The organism is Enterococcus sp. DIV2371 (assembly GCF_050498525.1).
In the GTDB taxonomy this organism is placed as follows: Bacteria; Bacillota; Bacilli; order Lactobacillales; family Enterococcaceae; genus Enterococcus_B; species Enterococcus_B mangumiae.
In genome coordinates this window covers 3210870-3230195 of sequence record NZ_JBIPAJ010000001.1, presented here as the reverse complement: position 1 = coordinate 3230195, position 19326 = coordinate 3210870, and the positions used below count along the sequence as shown (strand labels likewise).

The following is a 19326-nucleotide window of genomic DNA, read 5'->3' as shown; positions in this document are numbered from 1 at the left end:
AAAGAAGGGGGTTTAAAAGATGGCTACAGAAAATAAGTCTACAGAAGGTCAGCCAGTAGAAGGACAGCAGCCAGAAGAAAAACCGCTTATAGATAGCAGCAAAAATATTAGTAAGCTCAATGAAACATTTCTGAACATCTTTGCATACAATAATTCCAATGCAATCAATAAAATCATTAGTTCTCCTAATAATGAAATCATCCGACAAGAAAGCCAAGGGATCAAATTCGATGATGTATTTGATGAACTGTTCACAAAAAAACTAGAGAACTTCACTAAAGGGCTGAAGCGTAACAATATTGAACAAGAAATTGCTCGTTTGGAACGCGATATAGAGGTACTCAAAGTGATTGGTGCGATTGCTCCTGAGAAACAAAAGAAAATCGATGTTGATTATGCTACGAAACAAGGAACATTGCTCACTGAACAAAAAAACATGCAAATGTACCAGAGCCAGTTAATGGACCCTGAACTTAAGCAGAAGGTATTCGAGTCAACAAAGAATTCTAAGGAACTTGATCCCTTGATTCATCTTAGAAGGCTCTATAAAGAAGAATATAGACTAGATATGAATAATCAGGCGAAGGAACTGAAAGAAAAAGAGGATAAGGTTAACGAACTAAGAACCGAGAGAACTTCTTTAAAAAAACACAATCAACAAGTACTTGGCCAGAAGGTTGCGTTAGCACAAGAGAAAGTAAAGCAAATTGAGGTTATCCAGAAAGATTTGCGAGAACATTTAACTAAGGCTGGTGTAATTGTGGAACAATTGGTACCTGTTCTACAGCCAACAATACAACGTGCAGAATCGTTCACTAAATTTGCAGGAACACTAAATGATTCACCAGCAGTATTAGTCTCAAAATGGCAAGGGATTGACGCAATCAAAGAAGGATACAAAACGGAAATTGCTGAGATGAAAGGGCTGATTGCCTACAGCGAGAAAGTTGATACGGAAATCATCAAGCCGATACTTGAAAAAGCAGAGCAAGCGAAGGAAACAACGGCTCCAAGTCAGACTACCCAAGAAGCAACGATTGCTTCACCAAAGGTTGAGCGTGAACCGACGCCGATCATCGTCGAAGAACCAAAAAAGGAAGCAAGCAAGGATCAAATCGATCGCCCGGTTGCTGAAAAGCCACCCCATCCGATCGATGTCAACGCAATCGTCAAAGAACCAACACCAGAATTACCAAAAAAACCAGTGGTTGAAGAACCGAAAAAAGAACCTGTTGTCACTGAGAATCTTGATAGCAAAAAAGCAGAGCTTGCTCAAGCATATATTGAAAATTTACAATCAAAAGAGGAACTATTAAAGGCAAGAATAAAGAATTATGAAGAATTGCTAAAGCGTGCACGGAAAAGCGATAGAATCTCACCCGAGCAACATGCCGGTATAAAGCAACGCCTTGAAAACGATAAACTAACACTAAATGCAATCCAAATAAATTTAAGTGATCCGGCAAAAACGCAAGAAATGATGAAAGACCTTCCTACTAAAAGTATCAAACAGATGGACGCCGATATCAAAAGTTTGCAAGAAGAAACGCGTGGGATAAAAGAACAAACGAAAGAATTGAATGGATTAGATCATTCAAAGTTGAAACAATCTTTTTTCCGTAATTCACACAAAATCAGAGCTGCGCGTTGGTTATTGAATCTTTGGCCAATTGCGATGTTACCATTTGGTATGTCTTGGATAAGTTCTATCTTACCGTCGACTTCCTTGGCTATCTTTGGTCAGCAGTTTGTGAACGCGATCGTGGGTTTTGTTGCTGCCAGTTTTTTTGGTTCAAAAGCAATTATTTATGCGAAAAAGAAAATTCCTCAATTATTCAATAAATTAGTCCAAAAATACCCGAGAGTATTTGGTCCAATTGCTCGTGGGTTGACGATCGCTCGACAGAAATTCCGAGAAAAGATGCCTTTTGTAAAGCAAAAACAGCCGGCCGAACAAACGAAAGATGCCACACCAGTAAATGAGAAACTGGTAGAAGGTATAGAGAAATCTGAAGTAACAAAAGAGGGAATCGATTCTAAGGAACAAAAAGGCAAAGACAAAGTTGTAACAATGGAAGCACCAACTAAAGACGGGGTAACCAAAGAAGGCGCAACGAAAGAAGGGCCAAACACAGTCGAAATCGAAGAGAAACAATCAAGGTTAAAACGTGCGTGGGAATATACGAAACGTGCACCTAAACGTGCGTTCGATTATGTGATGAAAAATAAAATGTCCTTATTCATCATGTTGGCAGTACCGCTCGCTCTAGGGGTAGGGGGCATGTTTGCCGTAGCCGCTCTTGTACCAGCACTCGCGACTACTATGGCTGCACCATTCTTACTACAATTAGGTGCGGTAGCATTGATTGGTGTTGCCATCGGAATAGGTGTCCAGTTATTAGACAAGTTTGTTTTCAAACGAATTGAAAGTAGAGTAGCAAAAAAAGAGAATTTAGAACATGCAGAAAAGATCAACGAGCGAGGATTAGATGTCCAGGAGAAAGGGAAATGTGTAACCTTAGACTCAAAAGAATTTCGGGATAAGGTAACTGCGATTGCTGGTCTTGATGAAAAAGCGAAAGCACCTGAACATGTCCAGACCAATGAGCAACAAAAAACAACAGAAAGATCTGAACGAACTTCGGAGATAACAAAAGATTCGAAAGTCATTGAGATGAAACCAAGAGAGAGCAATCAACCTCAGCCGAGCACATCACAGGCGAAGGTGGACCCAACACCATCTGGATCGAAAGAATCAGTGACACTGACAAACAGTGGGAATCCGACGATCGAACGTCGTGCAAGTTTCCCAGGTACAATTCCAAACGAGAGGCGTCAGGCAAGCTTTGAAGTAGTAAGAAGAAACTCATTGGATATGTCCGCTCAACGAAATAGCTTAGCACGTACGCAACAAGCTCAGAATCAAGCCAAAGTTCAGAATAATAAGAGAACTAGAACCACACAATTATAAAAATAACTTCAACAGAAAGGAAACAAAAAAATTTGAAAAATTCCCGGCAGCTTATGGTAGTGCATGTGTTAGTAATTAGTATTCTGCTTTATTTTGGTAATCGCGTTGGTTATTTATTTTTAGCAGAAAATACTGGGAATTTATCATTTGCAGATAATTTACTAACAGCATTTAACCGAACATTTGAAGAAATTTCCAGATTTTCCCCAAGATTTGAATATGAATTGAGGTCATTAGGGATAGCAGCTGTGGCTGCTATTTCCTATATACTCTTTGTTTTATATAAGACGTTTGACGAAAAGAATACACGTCCTAATGAAGAATACGGAAGTGCGCGTTGGGGGAAGTACAGCGATATCCGTGCATTTCTTGATAAGAAAAAAGACTTCAATATTTTGTTGACGAAGAGCGAGAGCTTATCGTTGTCTGGCCGTATGAAAATCACACGTAACGATAATTTCAACCGTAATAAAAATGTCGTTGTCGTTGGAGGAGCAGGTAGTGGTAAGACGCGTTTCTATGTGAAACCGAACTTGATGCAAATGCATTCCTCTTATGTAGTCAGTGATTCTAAAGGTTTATTATTAGCTGAAACAGGCAAAATGTTTGAAGAAGCAGGGTATCAAATCAAGATTTTTGACTTAATCAACCGACGAGATACCCATCAGTATAACCCGTTTCAATATATTCAAACAGAGGATGATATTCTTAAAATCGTAAACAATCTGATCAAAAATACGACCAATCCAGATAAAAAAGGTGGAGATGACTTTTGGGAAAAGGCTGAAACAGCACTATTAATGGCTATTTTCAGTTATCTGATCCAAGAAGTGACCGCAGAAGATCGAACGCTAGGGAATGTGATCGAATTAGTACGTTTAGCTGATATCGAAGAAGATGTGCCTGGCTATGTCAGTCCTTTAGATATATTATTCAATGAGTTGGAACAAAAAGATCCGACGAACTTTGCGGTATCACAGTATAAGATTTTTAAACTTTCTGGTGATAAAACGACGAAAAGTATCTTAGTCAGTCTAGGCGTGCGGTTGTCACCATTTGATATCCCAAGCATCAAGGAGCTAGTGTCACAAGATACACTTGAACTAGATACAGTCGGCGATGTCAAAACGATTCTCTATATCTTACTACCTGATACAGATACCAGTTTCAACTTTTTAGCGAGTATGATGTATCAGCAATTATTTGATATGTTAGTTTACAAAGCAGATAACTTTTATAAAGGAAGATTGCCTTGCCATGTACGTTGTATCCTAGATGAGTTTGCCAATATTGGGCAAATCCCTGATTTTGAAAAAGTGATTTCGGTTATTCGAAGTCGTGAAATCTCGACGAATGTCATTTTACAAAATATCAGTCAGTTAAAGACCTTATATAAAGATACTTGGGAAACGATCATTGGTACAAGTGATGTCTTTTTATATTTAGGTGGAATGGAACAAAGTACTCATGAATATATCTCAAAATTACTAGGGAAACAAACGATCGAACAAAGAAATACAAGTGTTACGAAAGGTAGCAATGGTTCCTTTAGTGAGAATTTCCAGAAACTAGGAAGAAACTTGATGGACCCGGATGAAGTGGCGAGTCTTAAAGGTCAGGAATGTATACTAAAAATTCGAGGGGTTCATCCGTTTTTATCAAAGAAATACGATATCATGAAGCATAAACACTATAAGAAGTTAGGGGATGTAACAGATTCCTATATGTATGAACGAAATCTATCTGCCTAACTGAACGAAGGTTGACTTCTCTATAGTAACGAATAAAAGCACCTTCATTCGAATGGGAAACAGAGAGTGTGGTGTTTTTTATTTCGTAATAAAAGTACATAGAGGAGAACAGACTGGGAAAAGTTCGTCGTCTGTAGAAAGAACGGAGAAATAATACCGAAAGAATAACGTTTTATCAATTTTTTTATAGCTGGTTAATTGTAGTGGTGTATCGCATCTATATCATTAGAATCACCTTGATAAATAGCTTTTTAACATTATTTTCTTAAAGGATTCCATGTGCTTTTATTCTAAAATTTCTTATGATAGAAATAACTGATACATATAAATAGAGAATTTCGCATATACTAAATTTATGAAATAAAATAAAAAAATTACTTTCACAAAGGAGATCAAAAAAATTATGAATGCACAATTATTAGAACAGGTATTTGGTTTGGTTTCACAGTTTACATTAATTGGTGGCGGTCTATGGTTGATTTGGGGAACGATTATCTTAGCCGGTGCGTTGAAAGATAAGAATGGTCCTCAGTTACAACAAGGGATCTGGCAGATCGTTGGTGGTGGATTGATTCTAGTTGCTGCAGGTTGGTTTGCTACTTCATTCAACATTGGTTCGTTTTTACCATAATTGTAACGCCAAAGAGAAGATTAGGAGTATAGCATATGGAATCTGCAATTATGTCTATTTTTGAACAAATCATGACATTCCTTAATGGGGATGATTTGAAAAACGTTTTGGGAATGGATCTACGAAGTTACATATATGATGCGTACAGTTTAGTGGAACGACTACAGCAACACGTAGTTGGGCCACTTGCTTTATCCATTCTAGCAATTTTTATTCTTTTAGAGTTTCAGAAGATCTCAACGAAAGTTGAAGGTGCAGGTGGAGCTCCTATGCTAGGATTTGAGATGATCATCAAAGCATTTGTTAAATTTGTCATTTGTTACATAGTTATTTTAAGGATTCAGGACATTCTGGATGGCATGGTGATCATTGCTGGTAATTTAACCACTAGAATTTTAGAGATAGGAAATGCTTCCGCCGTCAGAGATACAGCAGATGCGGTGAGACAAGCAGTATCTCAATTAAGTTGGTGGTCGCAATTAGTCGTATTGCTCGTGATGTGTATCTTATTTTTAGCATCACTTGTTGTTCGCGTATTAGTTCAAGTAACCATTTATCTCCGCTTTTTGGAGATGTATATATTTTGTGCAATGGCCCCAATTCCGATGAGTGCTTTGCCAAGTCAGGAGTTTTCTCAAATGAGCAAGGGATTTTTCAAAAACTTTGCTGCTCTGGGACTACAAGGGACATTTATTTCATTAGTATTGGTGATTTATCCAACGATCTTCCATCGAATCATGGAAGAAGTCGGATCAGGAATTTTCGGAATCATCTTAGGTTTAACAGTTTACATGATCGCACTGTTGCTTTCTGTAAACAAAACTAAAGGATGGGCAAAAACATTGATGTCAGCATCGTAAGGAGGAACTATGGCAGTTGAGGTAAAGATACCAAAGGATATTAAAGAATATAAGGAAAAAGTGATTGCAGGAATGAATTTGAAGCAGCTGCTTTGTTTAGCTATTGCAGCTGGAGTAAATGTCTTGATCAGTTTGATATTCATCGCTGGATTAAAAATCCCTATGGAGATCACGAGCTGGTTTATGATCCTTTCATCCATTCCAATCGTTTCATTCGGTTGGTTCAAAAGGAATGGCTTAACATTTGATATCTATCTTAAACAATTTTTCAAGTATCACGTGGCACCAGGTACACGAAAAAAGAAGCCCAAGGAAGAAATAAATAAAGAAATTGAAGATGTAGGCGGGCAAGAAGCATGATGAAGCTAAAAGCGCTTAAGGCGTTAAAACCAACAAAAAAATCAAAAGATGATGAGAAACAATTTATTAGTAAACCTAAACCTAAGAAGAAAGAAGACCTCGATCCTTTTAGAGATACATTTAGGTTTGAAGATATTTATGATAGTGGCATCTGCAAAATTGATGACTTTACCTATTCATTGACACTTGAATTACAAGATATCAACTATCAATTGTCTTCTGACGACAATCAAATTGAAATTTTCTCTCAGTATTGTGACTTTTTGAATTCATTAAGTAGCAAGACGAAGTTGCAATTGACTGTATATAAAAAGAAGCGGCCGCTTGCTGATTTGCAATCGGTCCTTTATTACAAAGCAAAAAATGATTTCCTTGATTCATATCGTGAAGAAATGAATCAAGTCATTTCAAGGAAGTTAGATGAAGAAAAAAATGGGTTCAAGAAGACGATCTTATTTACCTTTGTGCAACAACATCCTACGTTAGAGATTGCACAAAAAGAATTAGAGATGGTTGCAGATCGTTTTGAAATGTTTGCCAGTCGTTTGGGCAGTCAGGCAAAAAAGGTAGAGAAAACAAAATTATTACATATGATGGCAGAGATCCTATTAACGAATGACAAGACGACTAAGTCAGAAGTGAATGAGGTATTGCCTGAAGTCATGGAATTTAAGGAGAATAAAAACTACTTAAAAATCGATGACCACTATGCGAAAACATTATATCTACAAGAATACCCTGCTGAATTATCAGATACCTTTCTTTTTGAAATGTTAGAAATTCCACGGGAAATTGTTGTATCGATACATATTGAACCAATGGATCAAGATGAAGCGTTTGATTTAGTGAAGACGAAATTAGCTTTTATGGAACAACAAAAAGTCGATGAGCAAAAGAAGGCGTTACAAAGTGGTTATGATTTTGAGATGCTTTCTTATGAACTCTCTTATTCCTTAACAGAAGCAAAAGGTCTGGTGGATGATCTACAAAATAGAGGACAAAAATTGTATGCGATCACGGGCTCCATTCACTTCCATTCACCAACAACAGAAAAATTAGCTGAAGTCCACGATGAAATAAATTCTGTTTGTCGACGATTTGGTTTCAAACTGATTGAACTAGAGTTTATGCAAGAAAATGGCTTGAATGCGACATTGCCGCTAGGAATCAATGCGATTCCATTAGATCGAACACTTTCAACCGCGAGTACCGCCATTTTTATTCCATTCACGATTTCAGATTTGATTCAAGAAAACGGAAAATACTATGGTGTCAATGCGATTTCAAAAAATATTCTTTCGCTAGACAGAAAATTATTAAAAGCACCTAATGGCTTCGTTCTAGGAACGCCGGGGTCTGGTAAGAGTTTCTCGGTAAAGCGCGAAATCGTAAACGTACTTTTACGAGATGCAGAAGATGAAGTGATCATAATTGATCCCGAGCGAGAGTACTCCGTCATCGGTCAAAATTTCAATGGCGAGATCATAAAAATTTCCAGTGATTCACCGACAACGATCAATCCAATGGATATCAACGAGAACTATGGCGATGACACCGATCCCGTTGTACTAAAATCTGAATTTTTGATTTCATTATTCGACTTGATCATCGGTGGCGCATTAGGACTCAGTTCCACACAAAAAACACTGATTGACCGAGTTTGTCGTCGTACTTATGAAGTGTTGGGCGATCGTACACCAACATTCATTGATTTCTATAATATTTTAAAAGAACAAGAAGAAGATGAAGCGAAACAATTAGTGATGGATCTGGAGATCTACATTGAAGGAAGTTTGTCAGTCTTTTCAGCTGAAACGAATGTTGATATCACCAAACGTTTAGTGATCTATGACATCAAGGATTTAGGGAAACAGTTGAAAACGATGGGCATGCTGATCGTGTTGGACCAAGTATGGAATCGAATCACGACTAACCGTGAACGAGGCGTTCGTACGTGGCTATACATTGATGAGATGCAGCTTTTATTTACAAATGAATATTCTGAGAATTACTTCTTTGAACTGTGGAGTCGTGCGCGGAAATGGGGAGCGATCCCGACAGGAATTACTCAGAACGTCGAAACATTGTTATTGTCCGATCTAGCTCGCCGGATGTTGTCGAATAGTGATTTCATCATGATGCTGAATCAAGCAAAATCAGACCGTACACAATTAGTTAGACTTTTCGATATTTCAGAAGAACAAGAAAAATACGTAGTGAACTCTCCAGAAGGATATGGTCTGATGGTATTTGGGGATACCACATTACCGTTTTATGATCATTTTCCAAAAGATACCCAGCTCTATAAGATGATGTCAACGAAACCTGGAGAAACTTAATAGGAACGCGGGAAAGGAAACAGGACAGTGGCTGATCCAAAAATTTTAGGCAAAAACAGGGCAGGTCAGAACGCGACGACTAGTAGTAGTAAAAACAGAAAAATGGTCGTACATGGTAGTAAAATAAGTTCTAAAAGATATAAGTCGATAAGTAGCGCTCGAAAACGAAAATTCATGAAGTTGATGAAGGGGAACAATCTCCGGATCAAAAAAAAATCACAGCAAGCAAGTTTTCAGAGCAAACAGCGTAAAAAAGACAAAACCGATAAAAATGATTTAGAGCAAGAATTTTCTAATAACATTGACGAGAACACACCTGTCAATAGTCAGAGCGCCAATCGTCGAAAAAGAGTACAAGAGAGTCGAAGAGATCAATTAAAGCAGCAACAACACGAGTCAATGTTACCCCCTGCTAAAGTCAATACAACAAGCGTTCCTGCTCCTGTGACGAACAACAACGAAGAACAAAATAAAGAAAAAAAGAACACACAAGTACGTTTCAATAAAAAAAAGCGTCATGAGAAAATTCGTAAGAAACAAAAGAAAGATAGTGAATACAAAGGATACGACAGTAAAGTAAATCTAGAAAAAAAAACAAAGTCAACAAGAGAAAGTCAACTCTACCACATCAAAGATTCGTCATAAAAATGACAAAAAAGCATTACATCTTTCTAAAAATGAGCAGTTGGAAAAAAAGAAGAGAAATACTAAGCGAAAAGAAGGAAAAAAGAAGGTTGCTGGTAAGAGGAATATGCGGGCGAAATTAGACAACATGTTAAAAAATCAAATTTCGCCTAAAAATCCTTTTAAAAATAAAATCAAAGACTTGATCATTGATAAGATCGGTCGAGATGAGGAAGGGAACTTAAACTTAGTCGGAATTATCATCACCATGCTGATTATTCTACAATTGCCCATCCTATTGAAATTGATCGTTGTTATCCTGATCGTGGCAGTCATCATCTCGATCATCGCAATCTTCCTTTCTTTTTGGACGACGATTTTAAGTTTATTTGTTGTAAAAACAGAGTCGATGATGATCACTGAAGCGTATCATTACGTGACATGGTTGGATACTTATAAGAATCGAGAGGTTTATCAAACCTACAACCGGCTAGTTGATAACCCCGAGCATGATGAAGTCTATTTTGAAGTGAACGGGATACAGTCTGATCCAGAGCAGTTTATGTATGTATCTAATGGGGATAACTACATCTATTATCTGAATGCAAAATTTGAAGATTATGATATCGATAATATCGCTATTGCTACATATCGCAGAAGGGTCGCAGAAAAAACTGGAGTTTGGATTCCATGGTCTTTTCGCTATCGGACATATGCCGTCTTTCAAGATGCGCCTCATCCAATCACACCAGAGCCAATCAAAGTCTATAGAGTAAGAGATGAAATCCATGCGTTACATGATATGGTCTACAACTATACGACGGTCATTGAAAAAGATAAAGAAGTTGAAACTGTTGTGGTTACAGTAGATAAAGAAACAGGAGAAGAACATACCGAAGTACGACGTGAGAGAAAAGATGTTGCTACTGTTAAAATCAATGTGCAAACAATTGGTGAGATGTTTGATTCAAATCCTGAAGTCGAGGTCTTTTCACATGGAATTATTTCGAGCAACACTGAAAGTTATGGGCGAGTCATTGCTTTTGATGAAGATGAGATCGACAAATATTACCCTATTATGGAGAAAGACCGCTTTGAAGATAAAATCTTTATGGCCAATCCATTTGGCAAGATGAACTATGCCACGGTTGTGGATAATTTTGGCTATCGCAGACGAAATCCGGATTCTGGTCACTTTGAAATTGCTCTAGATGCAGAGCCTGGAACACCGGTATATGCGACGACCTTTGAGACTGTGCAAAGTATTGATTATACTTATCAAGCTGGACATACAGATGGTTCTGCAGCGGTAACCACAGCATTAGAAACATATACAGGTCTATATTATGCCTACTATGTCAATATTGATCCGGTGGTAAGACGAGGGAGAAGATTAGAAGCGGGGGATTTAATTGGTTACACAAGAAATCAATTTGATGGCAATTTATTGGTTGCAATGAAAGAATATCGCTTCTGGCATCGAGATCCTGATATTTATCCAGCAATTTATATTGATAAGCTAGTTTTTGGTAATGACACCAATCTAGCGTATATGCGCAATGGCGGTGGTCTGCGGGGCAACTTGATCAATCCTCCCGCCTCAGTGACCAAGTGGCAAAACAGAGTGGAGGAACAGACGCGTAAGCATCGTATTGAAGTCTATACTAATGCGATTTTATCGATGATTTGGGTAGAATCTGGTGGGAATGAAACGATTCAACCAGATATCATGAATGCGCAACTGGCATTAGGGTCTCCCGATAGGATCACTACGCCAGAGGAATCGATTGAAAAAGGGGTCGAATATTTTGCTCACCTCATCAAAAAGGCACAGACTAATAATCTTAATGGGCTGGCAGCTGTCCAAGCATATAACTTTGGTGAAGAATATCTAGATGATTTGATTCGAAGGAATGCCCCTTATTCCTTTGAGGATGCCCGACTGTATGCACAAATGAAAAGTAACAACCAAACGCTACCTTTTAATCATATCGTCGCACAGGGATTAGGCTATAACTGGCGCTATGTATTTGGTAACATGTTTTACACCGCTATGGTGACAAGAAATATTATGGCAGATACCGGTCGATTAGCCGAACTTGCCAGAAGAGAGCTTGGCAATCCAAATGGTGAGAAGTATTGGAGTTGGGCAGGCTTCACCCATCGAGTCGAATGGTCTTCAGTATTCGTTTCCTGGGTAGCGAATGAAGCTGGTTATTTAGAACAAGGACGAGTCCCAAATACATCGAGTGTTTTAGATATGAAAGAATGGTTTGAAGAAAATGACAAATTCAAAGCGCATGATGAAGGCTATGTTCCGCAATCTGGCGATCTTGTATTTTTTGATTGGGCTGGTGGCAGAACAGGAAAAGATCATGTAGGAATCGTTGAATATTCTGGCGGGAACATTATTCAAGTGATTGAGGGTAATTCTGACAACTTAGTGCGAAGAAGAACTTATGCCATTGGCAGTAACGTTATTTCGGGGTATGGTCTTCCTTAAAGGGGAGGTAGAACCGAAAGTAGTTAACGAATGGTTTAAAGGATATCTAGAAAGGAGGAACTATGCTAAAGAATTTTTTAGAAACGGAATCAGGTAAAAAAATCATTATTGGTCTTGGCTTGCTTGTTGTTGTGATCGCTGGTCTAGTGGGGTATTCATTGATCAATACCCAATCAAGTACCAAAGAAGCTACAGACACGTCAGCAGCAGTACAAGAAACGAGAGACTCAAGAGATCGTTTTAATGCCACTATCTACAGTGGGACATGGTATACTAATTTGCCAGATGACACAGAAATCGAGTTGGCTACTGATGGAACCTATAAAGTTTCAAGTGATTGGTTTGAATCGGGTATTTACTATTTAAATACACGTGGTGAGGTCGTTTTGGAAAGTGATAACAACCGAACGAAAGAATTCGCCTTGCAGACTAGGATGGGGAATACGATCTTGCATCGAAAAGAAGATGGAGAAGATCTTTATCTTTATCCAACGGAAGAAGTGAAAGCACAGTTGGAGGCAGAAATGTCTGAGCAGATCGAAGCAGCGCAACGAGCTGTTTCCCAAATGTGGCTAGATATTTTGATGCAAGGGACTTGGGAAAATACTAACAATAGTCGTTCTTTCACGTTAGAGTTTACAGAAGATACGTTTACTCAGAAAAAAGTGGAAGAAGGCAGAGCGGATGAAGAAGCGACGTTTAAGTATCGCATTATGTCATTTGACACTGATCATGAAGGTGCTAATTTTGTTGTTATGCGGACAGATAGTAGGGATACCCAAAAAACGATCACCTTTAGAATCACAGAAGAAGCAAATCAATATAGGTTAATGGGTAATGAAGGAAGCTTCCAATGGATCGCTCATTTTGAAAAACCGTATGAAACTGTGCAAATGACACAAGATGGAACTAGTCGTTCAGATACATCAAGGACACAGGAAACTACTGATGAAGATGGAAATACCGTCATCATAACAGAAAGAGATGTGAACTAAGATGCATAATAATTCGGATAAAGATGTAGAAATAGATAAGCTCGAGAATGTCTTTAAAAGGTTGTTTCAAAAAGGACCAGTCTGGCTTTACAAATTCGCAAAAAAAGCCATTCAAGTAGTGTTTAAAGTGTACCGAAAAGTCCAAGCCTATCGGAAACATCGAAAAGAAGCAAAAGAAAATCCGGAAAAGAAAAATTCCAAAGAAAAAGATTTAAAAGAAAAAGGGATTTTAGCTAGAGTTCGGAATTTCTTTAAGCAGAAATTCAGATCATTTCAGCGAAACCGTGCCCATAGACGAGAAAGACTGCTGAATAAAGATTCACGATCAAAAGGGATCTTAGCTAGAGCCTTGAATTTTTTAAGACAAAAATTCAGAGGGTTACAACAAAGTCGTGCAGAAGACAGAGAACGACTAATCGAGAAAGATCCAAAAGCAAAAGGTACTTTATCCAAAGCTTGGAACTTTGTAAAGCGAAAACTTGTGATCAGTAGAGATCATCTGACAAGAGAGCAAGGAGTTGCCTCAACCTCTCATGGTCGAAATTCTGGTGAGAAGTCCTTGCTGAATAGAAGTAATTCAGCTGAAAGAGGCGGAACTCCAGATGGCAAGCCAAGGCTATCAGCAGTGACGAATAGAGCGAGTACGCTAGCAAGAGAACGCAATGAATTAATAAGAGGTCAAGGCCTTGCAAGGAATTCATTAACAAAAGGTTCGCCAACGATAGCACGTACGTAGATCCATATATACAAAAAAACAGGTGGAGATTTCCCACCTGTTTTTTTTGTGTGTCTACAATTGATTGATAAGAATCGTCGCAAGTAAACCAAGGGCATAGCTACTGTTGAACAAAATCATATTTTTGATCGAATAGCTAAAACTGATTGGCTGCGGTAAGCTATCTTTAAACTGTTGGAGATTAAGATAGATTTTTGGTAACGACAAGAAAGCCAGAAGGATCGGCCATTGAAAAATGCCGCTGATCAGTCCTACAAGAAGGATCAGGTAACACGCATACATCAAAAGTTGGAAAAGCATGATCCCAATTGGACGGCCGATATAGAAGACCAACGTATAGCGATGATTTTCTATATCTCGTTCTAAGTCACGTAGATTATTCGCTAACATGATATTTGCGATGGTAAAAACAAGCGGTAATGCTGCTAAGATGATCGCAGATACAGCCCAGATATTGCCTGATAGGTTGAAGGTGCCGGTTGTTAAAGAGATAGTCAAATCGAATAAATCGCTGCGATGGGTATTGATATAGATGACCATCGCAAAAATTCCTAGACCCATGGTAAAACCGCTGAAAATCTCTCCTAGCGGCATGCGAGATAAAGGGATTGGTCCAAAAGTATAGAAAATACCGATGAAGCAACATACCACGCCCATCAGCAACAGTAACCAGCCAGTTCTCAACGTCAGTAACACGCCGATGATCAAAACAAATGCGATCATCCCAAGAATCATGTTTCGTATGATTTTTGGTGAGATACCTGTCCGTCCAATAACATTTTCCTCGTATTTATAAATTTCCGAATGTGCTTTTTCATAATCCATATAATTGTTGATGGCGGTGGTTGCTAAGTCAAAGACAAGCATACCAATAAAAAACAGCAAGGTGTTCAACCACTGTATTTCGTGAAAAAAAGCGATAGAGAATAAAACCCCTATCGCAAAAGGAAATACACTAGCGACTTTTGTTCGTAGCTCAACTACTTCTAAAAAGATTTTTAGTGTCATATCAGTTACTCCTTAGTTTAATTCAGAACGATCGCCCATTGTATATTTTGAATCTTCAGCGAGTTTAAAGGTGTCCTTGATTGGATCAGTCACGTAAACTTTATCGTCTTTTGTGACAAAAATCGCCTCAGTTCCGTCGTTCAGCTTATCTTCAATGTAAGCTAAGCCATCTTTCACGCCCATCGCAAAGACCGCGGTAGATAAGCCGTCACCATCGATCGATTGATCCGTGATGATCGTGACGCCAGCGATATCATTGTCAAAAGGATAACCGGTTTTTGGATCGAACAAGTGATGATACTTCACGCCATCAACTTCCAAATAGCGCTCATAGATGCCGGATGTGACCAATGTTTTATTTCGTTCTTTGATTGATCCAAGGATCGATCCACGGGCAAGATTTGGATCTTGGATACCGACTGTCCAATCTTGATCTTCACCTCTAGGGCTATGACCAAGAACATAAACATTCCCACCTAGATCGACGATTGCCGTCGTTACATCATTTTCTTTCAAGACTTTGACGACTTCATCAGTGATGAACCCTTTCGCAATGGCACCTAGATCAAGGATCATCCCTTTTTCTTGCAAGTAAACGGTCTTTTCTTCATCATTGAATTGGACTTTATGATAATCTACCAGTTTCAATGCTTCATCGATTTCTGCTTGTGATGGTTTCCGTGCATCATCAAAGCCGATACGCCATAACTGTGTGATTGGACCGATTGCCATATCAAAACCGCCATGAGAGTCTTCACTATACTCATATGCACGTTTCAATAAGCGATAGACATCATCAGATACTTTGACAGGTTTGATCCCTGCTTGTTGATTGATCTCATCGACTTCAGAGCCTTCTTGGTTGATCGTGATCTTATCGCCTAACTCTTTGACACGGTCAAAAGCAGGCTTCAATACGTCCTCTTTCCCTTCATCATAGATACGGATACGTACATAAGTGCCAAGTAAAAATTGTTCATCAGTGTAAGGGTCAGAAAGCAGTGAAGTATTGTTTTCTTGTTTACTTTCGGTCGTTGAGTCTGTGCTGCAACCAGCGACGGTCAGTAGGCACAAAAGCAAGACGAAAGGAAGTAATCGTTTCTTCAACATCTATTCCTCATTTCATTTTATCTATTTCGTGTTCCGCATATAGAAATTCTTTAAGCGAAATCAAAAGTAAGCTCATGCTTTGTATTCTAATATAATCTGGCGAGAATGAACATCTTTTTTTCGGGCGGGGGTTGGTACAAACAGAATGGAAAAAGAGATGTGACAGTTGCCACATCTCCAAAATTGTTTTTCTTAAAGTCAGATTAACCCTTTACTGGACAATGTTTATTTTGTCACAATGTTATCGACTTCGATTGTTTGTGTATTGCCTTTTTCAGCGGCATTCACTAATTGTTGTGCATACATGATGAATGAATGGGCACTGTGTGTTGCACCAGTGATTACTTCAACATCTGCTGGAGAACCATCTTCTTCACCCATTGCTGAAACAAGTTCATCATTTAGTTCTGGGATGTAAGTTTGAGGGTCAGTACCAGATTTTGCTTTCATGTTTTCGTTGTATTCAGTGTCATCTTGTTTTGATTTGCCATCTGCATCGATGTAATCAAAGTTTGATTCAGTGACTTTACCATCTGCAACAGTTAATTCAAATTGTACACGGTAGCCGTTAGAATAGTTTTTCTCTTCTAATTTGTATGTGCCGTCTTGTAATTCAGCGCCATTGTCGATTTCGATTGTTTCTGTGTTGCCTGCTTGCGCTGCTTGGATCAATTGTTGTGCATAGTTTTGGAAGCTTTCTGATGAGTGTGTCGCACCAGTGACAACTTCAACATCGCTTGCGCTTTGTGCGCTGACTAATTGATCGTTCAATTCAGGAATGAATGTTTCTGGTTTTGTACCAGATTTTGCTTCCATGTTTTCGTTGTATTCAGTGTCATCTTGTTTTGATTTGCCATCTGCATCGATGTAATCAAAATTTGATTCCGTGATCTTGCCGTCTTTTACAACGATTTCAAAAACTGAGCGGTAACCATTAGAATAGTTTTTCTCTTCTAATTTATATGTACCGTCTTGTAATTCTCCACCAGCAACGATTTCTTTAGATGTTTCTGTTGTACTAGTTTCTGTTGTAGAAGATTGTGCAGTAGAAGTTTCAGACGTACTACTTGAACTATCATTGTTATCTGATCCACAAGCTCCTAGCATCAATGTTGAGAATGCTAATACCGCAACCCCCGTAACAAACCGATTTTTCTTCATTTTATAACCCCGCCATTTCATTTTTTGTCCACAAAATCTTTGTGATTCATTATACATTCTAATAGATATCATCAATAAGTCAACCGTTTTACAAAAATAACCACAGTAATTTAATGCAGCGTTTTCTTTCTGGAAATTTCGTGAAAAACAGGCGTTTTTTTTGTAATAAAAAAAACATAAAAAGGTGTTAGACAAATATACAAAACATCTATATAATATATAAAGATTGTGTAATCATTATCAAATTGAAAAAACGATCAACTATGAATAATTTTATATAGAAGAAAATAAGGAGCGGATATTCAATGACAAAGCAAAATATTGTCGTTGTGGGTGCTGGTTATGCGGGTGTTTCAGCTACAAAACACTTGGCAAAGAAACTGAAAAAAGAAGACGTAACAATCACATTGATTGACCGTCATTCGTACCACACGATGATGACAGAACTTCACGAAGTGGCAGGCGGACGTGTTGAACCAGAGGCAATCCAGTACGATTTACAACGATTATTTGCAAGACAGAAAAACGTGGATTTAGTCACTGACACAGTTATCGGGATCGATAAAGAGAAAAAAATCGTCAAGACAAAATTAGGTGCTTATCCATTCGATCAATTGATTTTAGGGATGGGTGGCGAACCAAATGACTTCGGTACACCAGGCGTAAAAGAAAATGGCTTCACTCTTTGGTCATTTGAAGATTCTGTCAAGATCCGTAAACACATTGAGAAAACAGTGGAAAAAGCTGCACTAGAACCAGATGAAAAATTGCGTAAGGCAATGTTGACATTTGTGGTTTGTGGTTCTGGCTTTACTGGGATCGAAATGATCGGTGAGTTGATTGATTGGAAAGATCGTTTAGCAAAAGACTACAAACTAGATCCAAATGAGATTACACTAATGGTCGTTGAAGCAATGCCAACGATTTTGAATATGTTGGATCGTAATGATGCAGCGAAAGCAGAACGTTATTTAAATAAAAAGAATGTTGAACTATTGTTGAATGCGCCAATCGTTGAAGTCGCTCCTGACCATATCAAATTAAAAGATGGTCGTGAAGTACCAACACATACATTGATTTGGACAGCAGGTGTCAAAGGAACAACAGATGCTGCTGACTTCGGATTGGAAACTGCACGCGGTCAACGTTTAGTAGCGAACGAGTACATGCAGGCAAAAGGATATGAAGAACAAAATATCTATATCATTGGGGACTTAGTCTACTACGAAGAATTCCCGAATACACCAACACCACAAATCGTTCAAGCGGCAGAGCAAACAGGTCATACGGCTGCAGCGAACATCGTTGCTTCGATCAAGGGTGGCGAGAAACATAAATTTAAAGGGAATTACCAAGGATTTATGGTTTCTGTTGGCGCAAAATGGGGCGTAGCGAACTTATTTAACAAGATCCATTTAAGTGGCTTTTTAGCAATTATCATGAAACACATCGTCAACTTGAAATATTTCTTTGATATCCGTTCAGGTTATTATATGTTCCAATATATGATGCACGAATTCTTCCATATCAAAGATGATCGTAACGTGACTCGTGGACACTCTTCACGCTATGGCAATGTTTTGTGGAGTGTACCATTACGAATCTTCTACGGTCTCGTTTGGTTAGTCGAAGCTTCGAAGAAAATGATCGGTAACGGTGAAGTACTAAAACCAAGCACTTGGTTTGGTGAAGGTTCATGGTTTACTGGCAACAGCGTATTCCCTTGGACGTGGGAATACAACGTGGCAGACGTAGCAAGTGGTGCCTCAGCAGCAGGTGATGCAACGACAGCTGCGAGTGGCGCAGGTGCGACAACTGGTGAAGCAGCAGCACAAGCGGCGCACTTTGGTTTGAGTTATGCGTATGGTGAAGAACCAATGGCAGTGATCGACAAATCACCAGACTGGTTCAACAGTATCATGCAGGTCATCATGCCAAACAACGATGTAGCGATGTTCTTCCAAAAATTCATGGTCTTCTTTGAAATCGCGTTGGCGTTGGCATTGATTGCCGGTTTATTCACTTGGTTATGTAGTGCGACAACGATTGTTTTAGTCATCACTTTCTGTATCTCTGGCATGTTCTACTGGGTAAACATCTGGTTCATCTTTGTGGCGTTCGCATTGATGAATGGCTCAGGCCGTGCGATCGGTTTGGATCGTTGGGTGATTCCTTGGTTACAAAAAACAGTCGGTAATTGGTGGTACGGAAAACCGAAAGCTCGTTACAGCGAATAAATAAAGTTAAATTCAAAAAATCGAAATGATTTTGCATATA

At 38.6% G+C, this 19326-nt stretch carries 14 protein-coding genes; 11 read left to right on the top strand and 3 right to left on the bottom strand.

The genetic code is table 11. The annotated features are described in order from the left end of the window. Positions 1-19: 19 nt before the first annotated feature. From IGL24_RS15080 to IGL24_RS15035, 10 genes are all read left to right on the top strand, one after another. The gene (locus tag IGL24_RS15080) at positions 20-2971 is read left to right on the top strand and encodes a hypothetical protein (protein ID WP_207699441.1); all 2952 of its coding nucleotides are present in this window, start codon (positions 20-22) and stop codon (positions 2969-2971) included. A gap of 32 nt (positions 2972-3003) precedes the next feature. Further along, positions 3004-4722 carry a VirD4-like conjugal transfer protein, CD1115 family gene (locus IGL24_RS15075; RefSeq protein ID WP_422392095.1) on the top strand — a complete coding sequence of 573 codons (1719 nt, stop codon included), beginning with the start codon at positions 3004-3006 and terminating at the stop codon, positions 4720-4722. Between the two features lie 403 nt (positions 4723-5125). Further along, positions 5126-5353 carry a hypothetical protein gene (locus IGL24_RS15070; protein ID WP_019722809.1) on the top strand — a complete coding sequence of 76 codons (228 nt, stop codon included), beginning with the start codon at positions 5126-5128 and terminating at the stop codon, positions 5351-5353. A gap of 35 nt (positions 5354-5388) precedes the next feature. Beyond that, the gene (locus IGL24_RS15065) at positions 5389-6213 is read left to right on the top strand and encodes a hypothetical protein (protein ID WP_206858508.1); all 825 of its coding nucleotides are present in this window, start codon (positions 5389-5391) and stop codon (positions 6211-6213) included. A gap of 9 nt (positions 6214-6222) precedes the next feature. Then, on the top strand, positions 6223-6573 hold the full coding sequence (locus IGL24_RS15060) for a PrgI family protein (RefSeq protein ID WP_207115785.1): 351 nt from the start codon (positions 6223-6225) through the stop codon (positions 6571-6573). After that, positions 6570-8912 carry a VirB4-like conjugal transfer ATPase, CD1110 family gene (locus IGL24_RS15055; RefSeq protein ID WP_206858513.1) on the top strand — a complete coding sequence of 781 codons (2343 nt, stop codon included), beginning with the start codon at positions 6570-6572 and terminating at the stop codon, positions 8910-8912. The genes IGL24_RS15060 and IGL24_RS15055 overlap by 4 nt, the downstream gene beginning before the upstream one ends. A gap of 174 nt (positions 8913-9086) precedes the next feature. Beyond that, positions 9087-9557, top strand: coding sequence for a hypothetical protein (locus tag IGL24_RS15050; protein WP_429968511.1), 471 nt, complete (start codon positions 9087-9089; stop codon positions 9555-9557). Positions 9558-10338: 781 nt separating this feature from the next. Then, positions 10339-12039 carry a lysozyme family protein gene (locus IGL24_RS15045; protein ID WP_429968519.1) on the top strand — a complete coding sequence of 567 codons (1701 nt, stop codon included), beginning with the start codon at positions 10339-10341 and terminating at the stop codon, positions 12037-12039. 62 nt (positions 12040-12101) lie between these two features. Beyond that, the gene (locus IGL24_RS15040) at positions 12102-13034 is read left to right on the top strand and encodes a hypothetical protein (protein WP_206858514.1); all 933 of its coding nucleotides are present in this window, start codon (positions 12102-12104) and stop codon (positions 13032-13034) included. 1 nt (position 13035) lies between these two features. After that, positions 13036-13770, top strand: coding sequence for a hypothetical protein (locus IGL24_RS15035; protein ID WP_429968510.1), 735 nt, complete (start codon positions 13036-13038; stop codon positions 13768-13770). Between the two features lie 54 nt (positions 13771-13824). On the opposite strand, the gene menA is transcribed toward IGL24_RS15035, so the two are convergent. The 3 genes from menA to pplA all read right to left on the bottom strand — a co-directional run bounded on the left by menA (position 13825) and on the right by pplA (position 17049). Then, the gene (menA, locus tag IGL24_RS15030; protein ID WP_207699444.1) at positions 13825-14778 is read right to left on the bottom strand and encodes a 1,4-dihydroxy-2-naphthoate polyprenyltransferase; all 954 of its coding nucleotides are present in this window, start codon (positions 14776-14778) and stop codon (positions 13825-13827) included. Positions 14779-14790: 12 nt separating this feature from the next. Beyond that, complete coding sequence (locus IGL24_RS15025; protein ID WP_339093303.1) at positions 14791-15885, bottom strand: FAD:protein FMN transferase; 1095 nt, start codon at positions 15883-15885, stop codon at positions 14791-14793. A gap of 228 nt (positions 15886-16113) precedes the next feature. Beyond that, positions 16114-17049, bottom strand: coding sequence for an extracellular electron transfer flavoprotein PplA (pplA, locus tag IGL24_RS15020; protein WP_347564919.1), 936 nt, complete (start codon positions 17047-17049; stop codon positions 16114-16116). A gap of 305 nt (positions 17050-17354) precedes the next feature. On the opposite strand from pplA, the gene IGL24_RS15015 reads away from it, so the two are divergent. Then, positions 17355-19286: an NAD(P)/FAD-dependent oxidoreductase gene (locus IGL24_RS15015; RefSeq protein ID WP_207699446.1), complete on the top strand. Its 1932-nt coding sequence runs from the start codon at positions 17355-17357 to the stop codon at positions 19284-19286. Positions 19287-19326: the final 40 nt, after the last annotated feature.

What these genes read in the sequence shown, in the direction of transcription:
- IGL24_RS15040 (WP_206858514.1), top strand. Translation starts at nt 12,102, where the DNA reads ATGCTAAAGAATTTTTTAGAAACGGAATCAGGTAAAAAAATCATTATT.
- IGL24_RS15065 (WP_206858508.1), top strand. Translation starts at nt 5,389, where the DNA reads ATGGAATCTGCAATTATGTCTATTTTTGAACAAATCATGACATTCCTT.
- IGL24_RS15050 (WP_429968511.1), top strand. Translation starts at nt 9,087, where the DNA reads ATGAAGTTGATGAAGGGGAACAATCTCCGGATCAAAAAAAAATCACAG.
- IGL24_RS15060 (WP_207115785.1), top strand. Translation starts at nt 6,223, where the DNA reads ATGGCAGTTGAGGTAAAGATACCAAAGGATATTAAAGAATATAAGGAA.
- IGL24_RS15015 (WP_207699446.1), top strand. Translation starts at nt 17,355, where the DNA reads ATGACAAAGCAAAATATTGTCGTTGTGGGTGCTGGTTATGCGGGTGTT.
- IGL24_RS15045 (WP_429968519.1), top strand. Translation starts at nt 10,339, where the DNA reads ATGGTCTACAACTATACGACGGTCATTGAAAAAGATAAAGAAGTTGAA.
- IGL24_RS15070 (WP_019722809.1), top strand. Translation starts at nt 5,126, where the DNA reads ATGAATGCACAATTATTAGAACAGGTATTTGGTTTGGTTTCACAGTTT.
- IGL24_RS15055 (WP_206858513.1), top strand. Translation starts at nt 6,570, where the DNA reads ATGATGAAGCTAAAAGCGCTTAAGGCGTTAAAACCAACAAAAAAATCA.
- menA (WP_207699444.1), bottom strand. Translation starts at nt 14,778, where the DNA reads ATGACACTAAAAATCTTTTTAGAAGTAGTTGAGCTACGAACAAAAGTC.
- IGL24_RS15080 (WP_207699441.1), top strand. Translation starts at nt 20, where the DNA reads ATGGCTACAGAAAATAAGTCTACAGAAGGTCAGCCAGTAGAAGGACAG.
- IGL24_RS15035 (WP_429968510.1), top strand. Translation starts at nt 13,036, where the DNA reads ATGCATAATAATTCGGATAAAGATGTAGAAATAGATAAGCTCGAGAAT.
- pplA (WP_347564919.1), bottom strand. Translation starts at nt 17,049, where the DNA reads ATGAAGAAAAATCGGTTTGTTACGGGGGTTGCGGTATTAGCATTCTCA.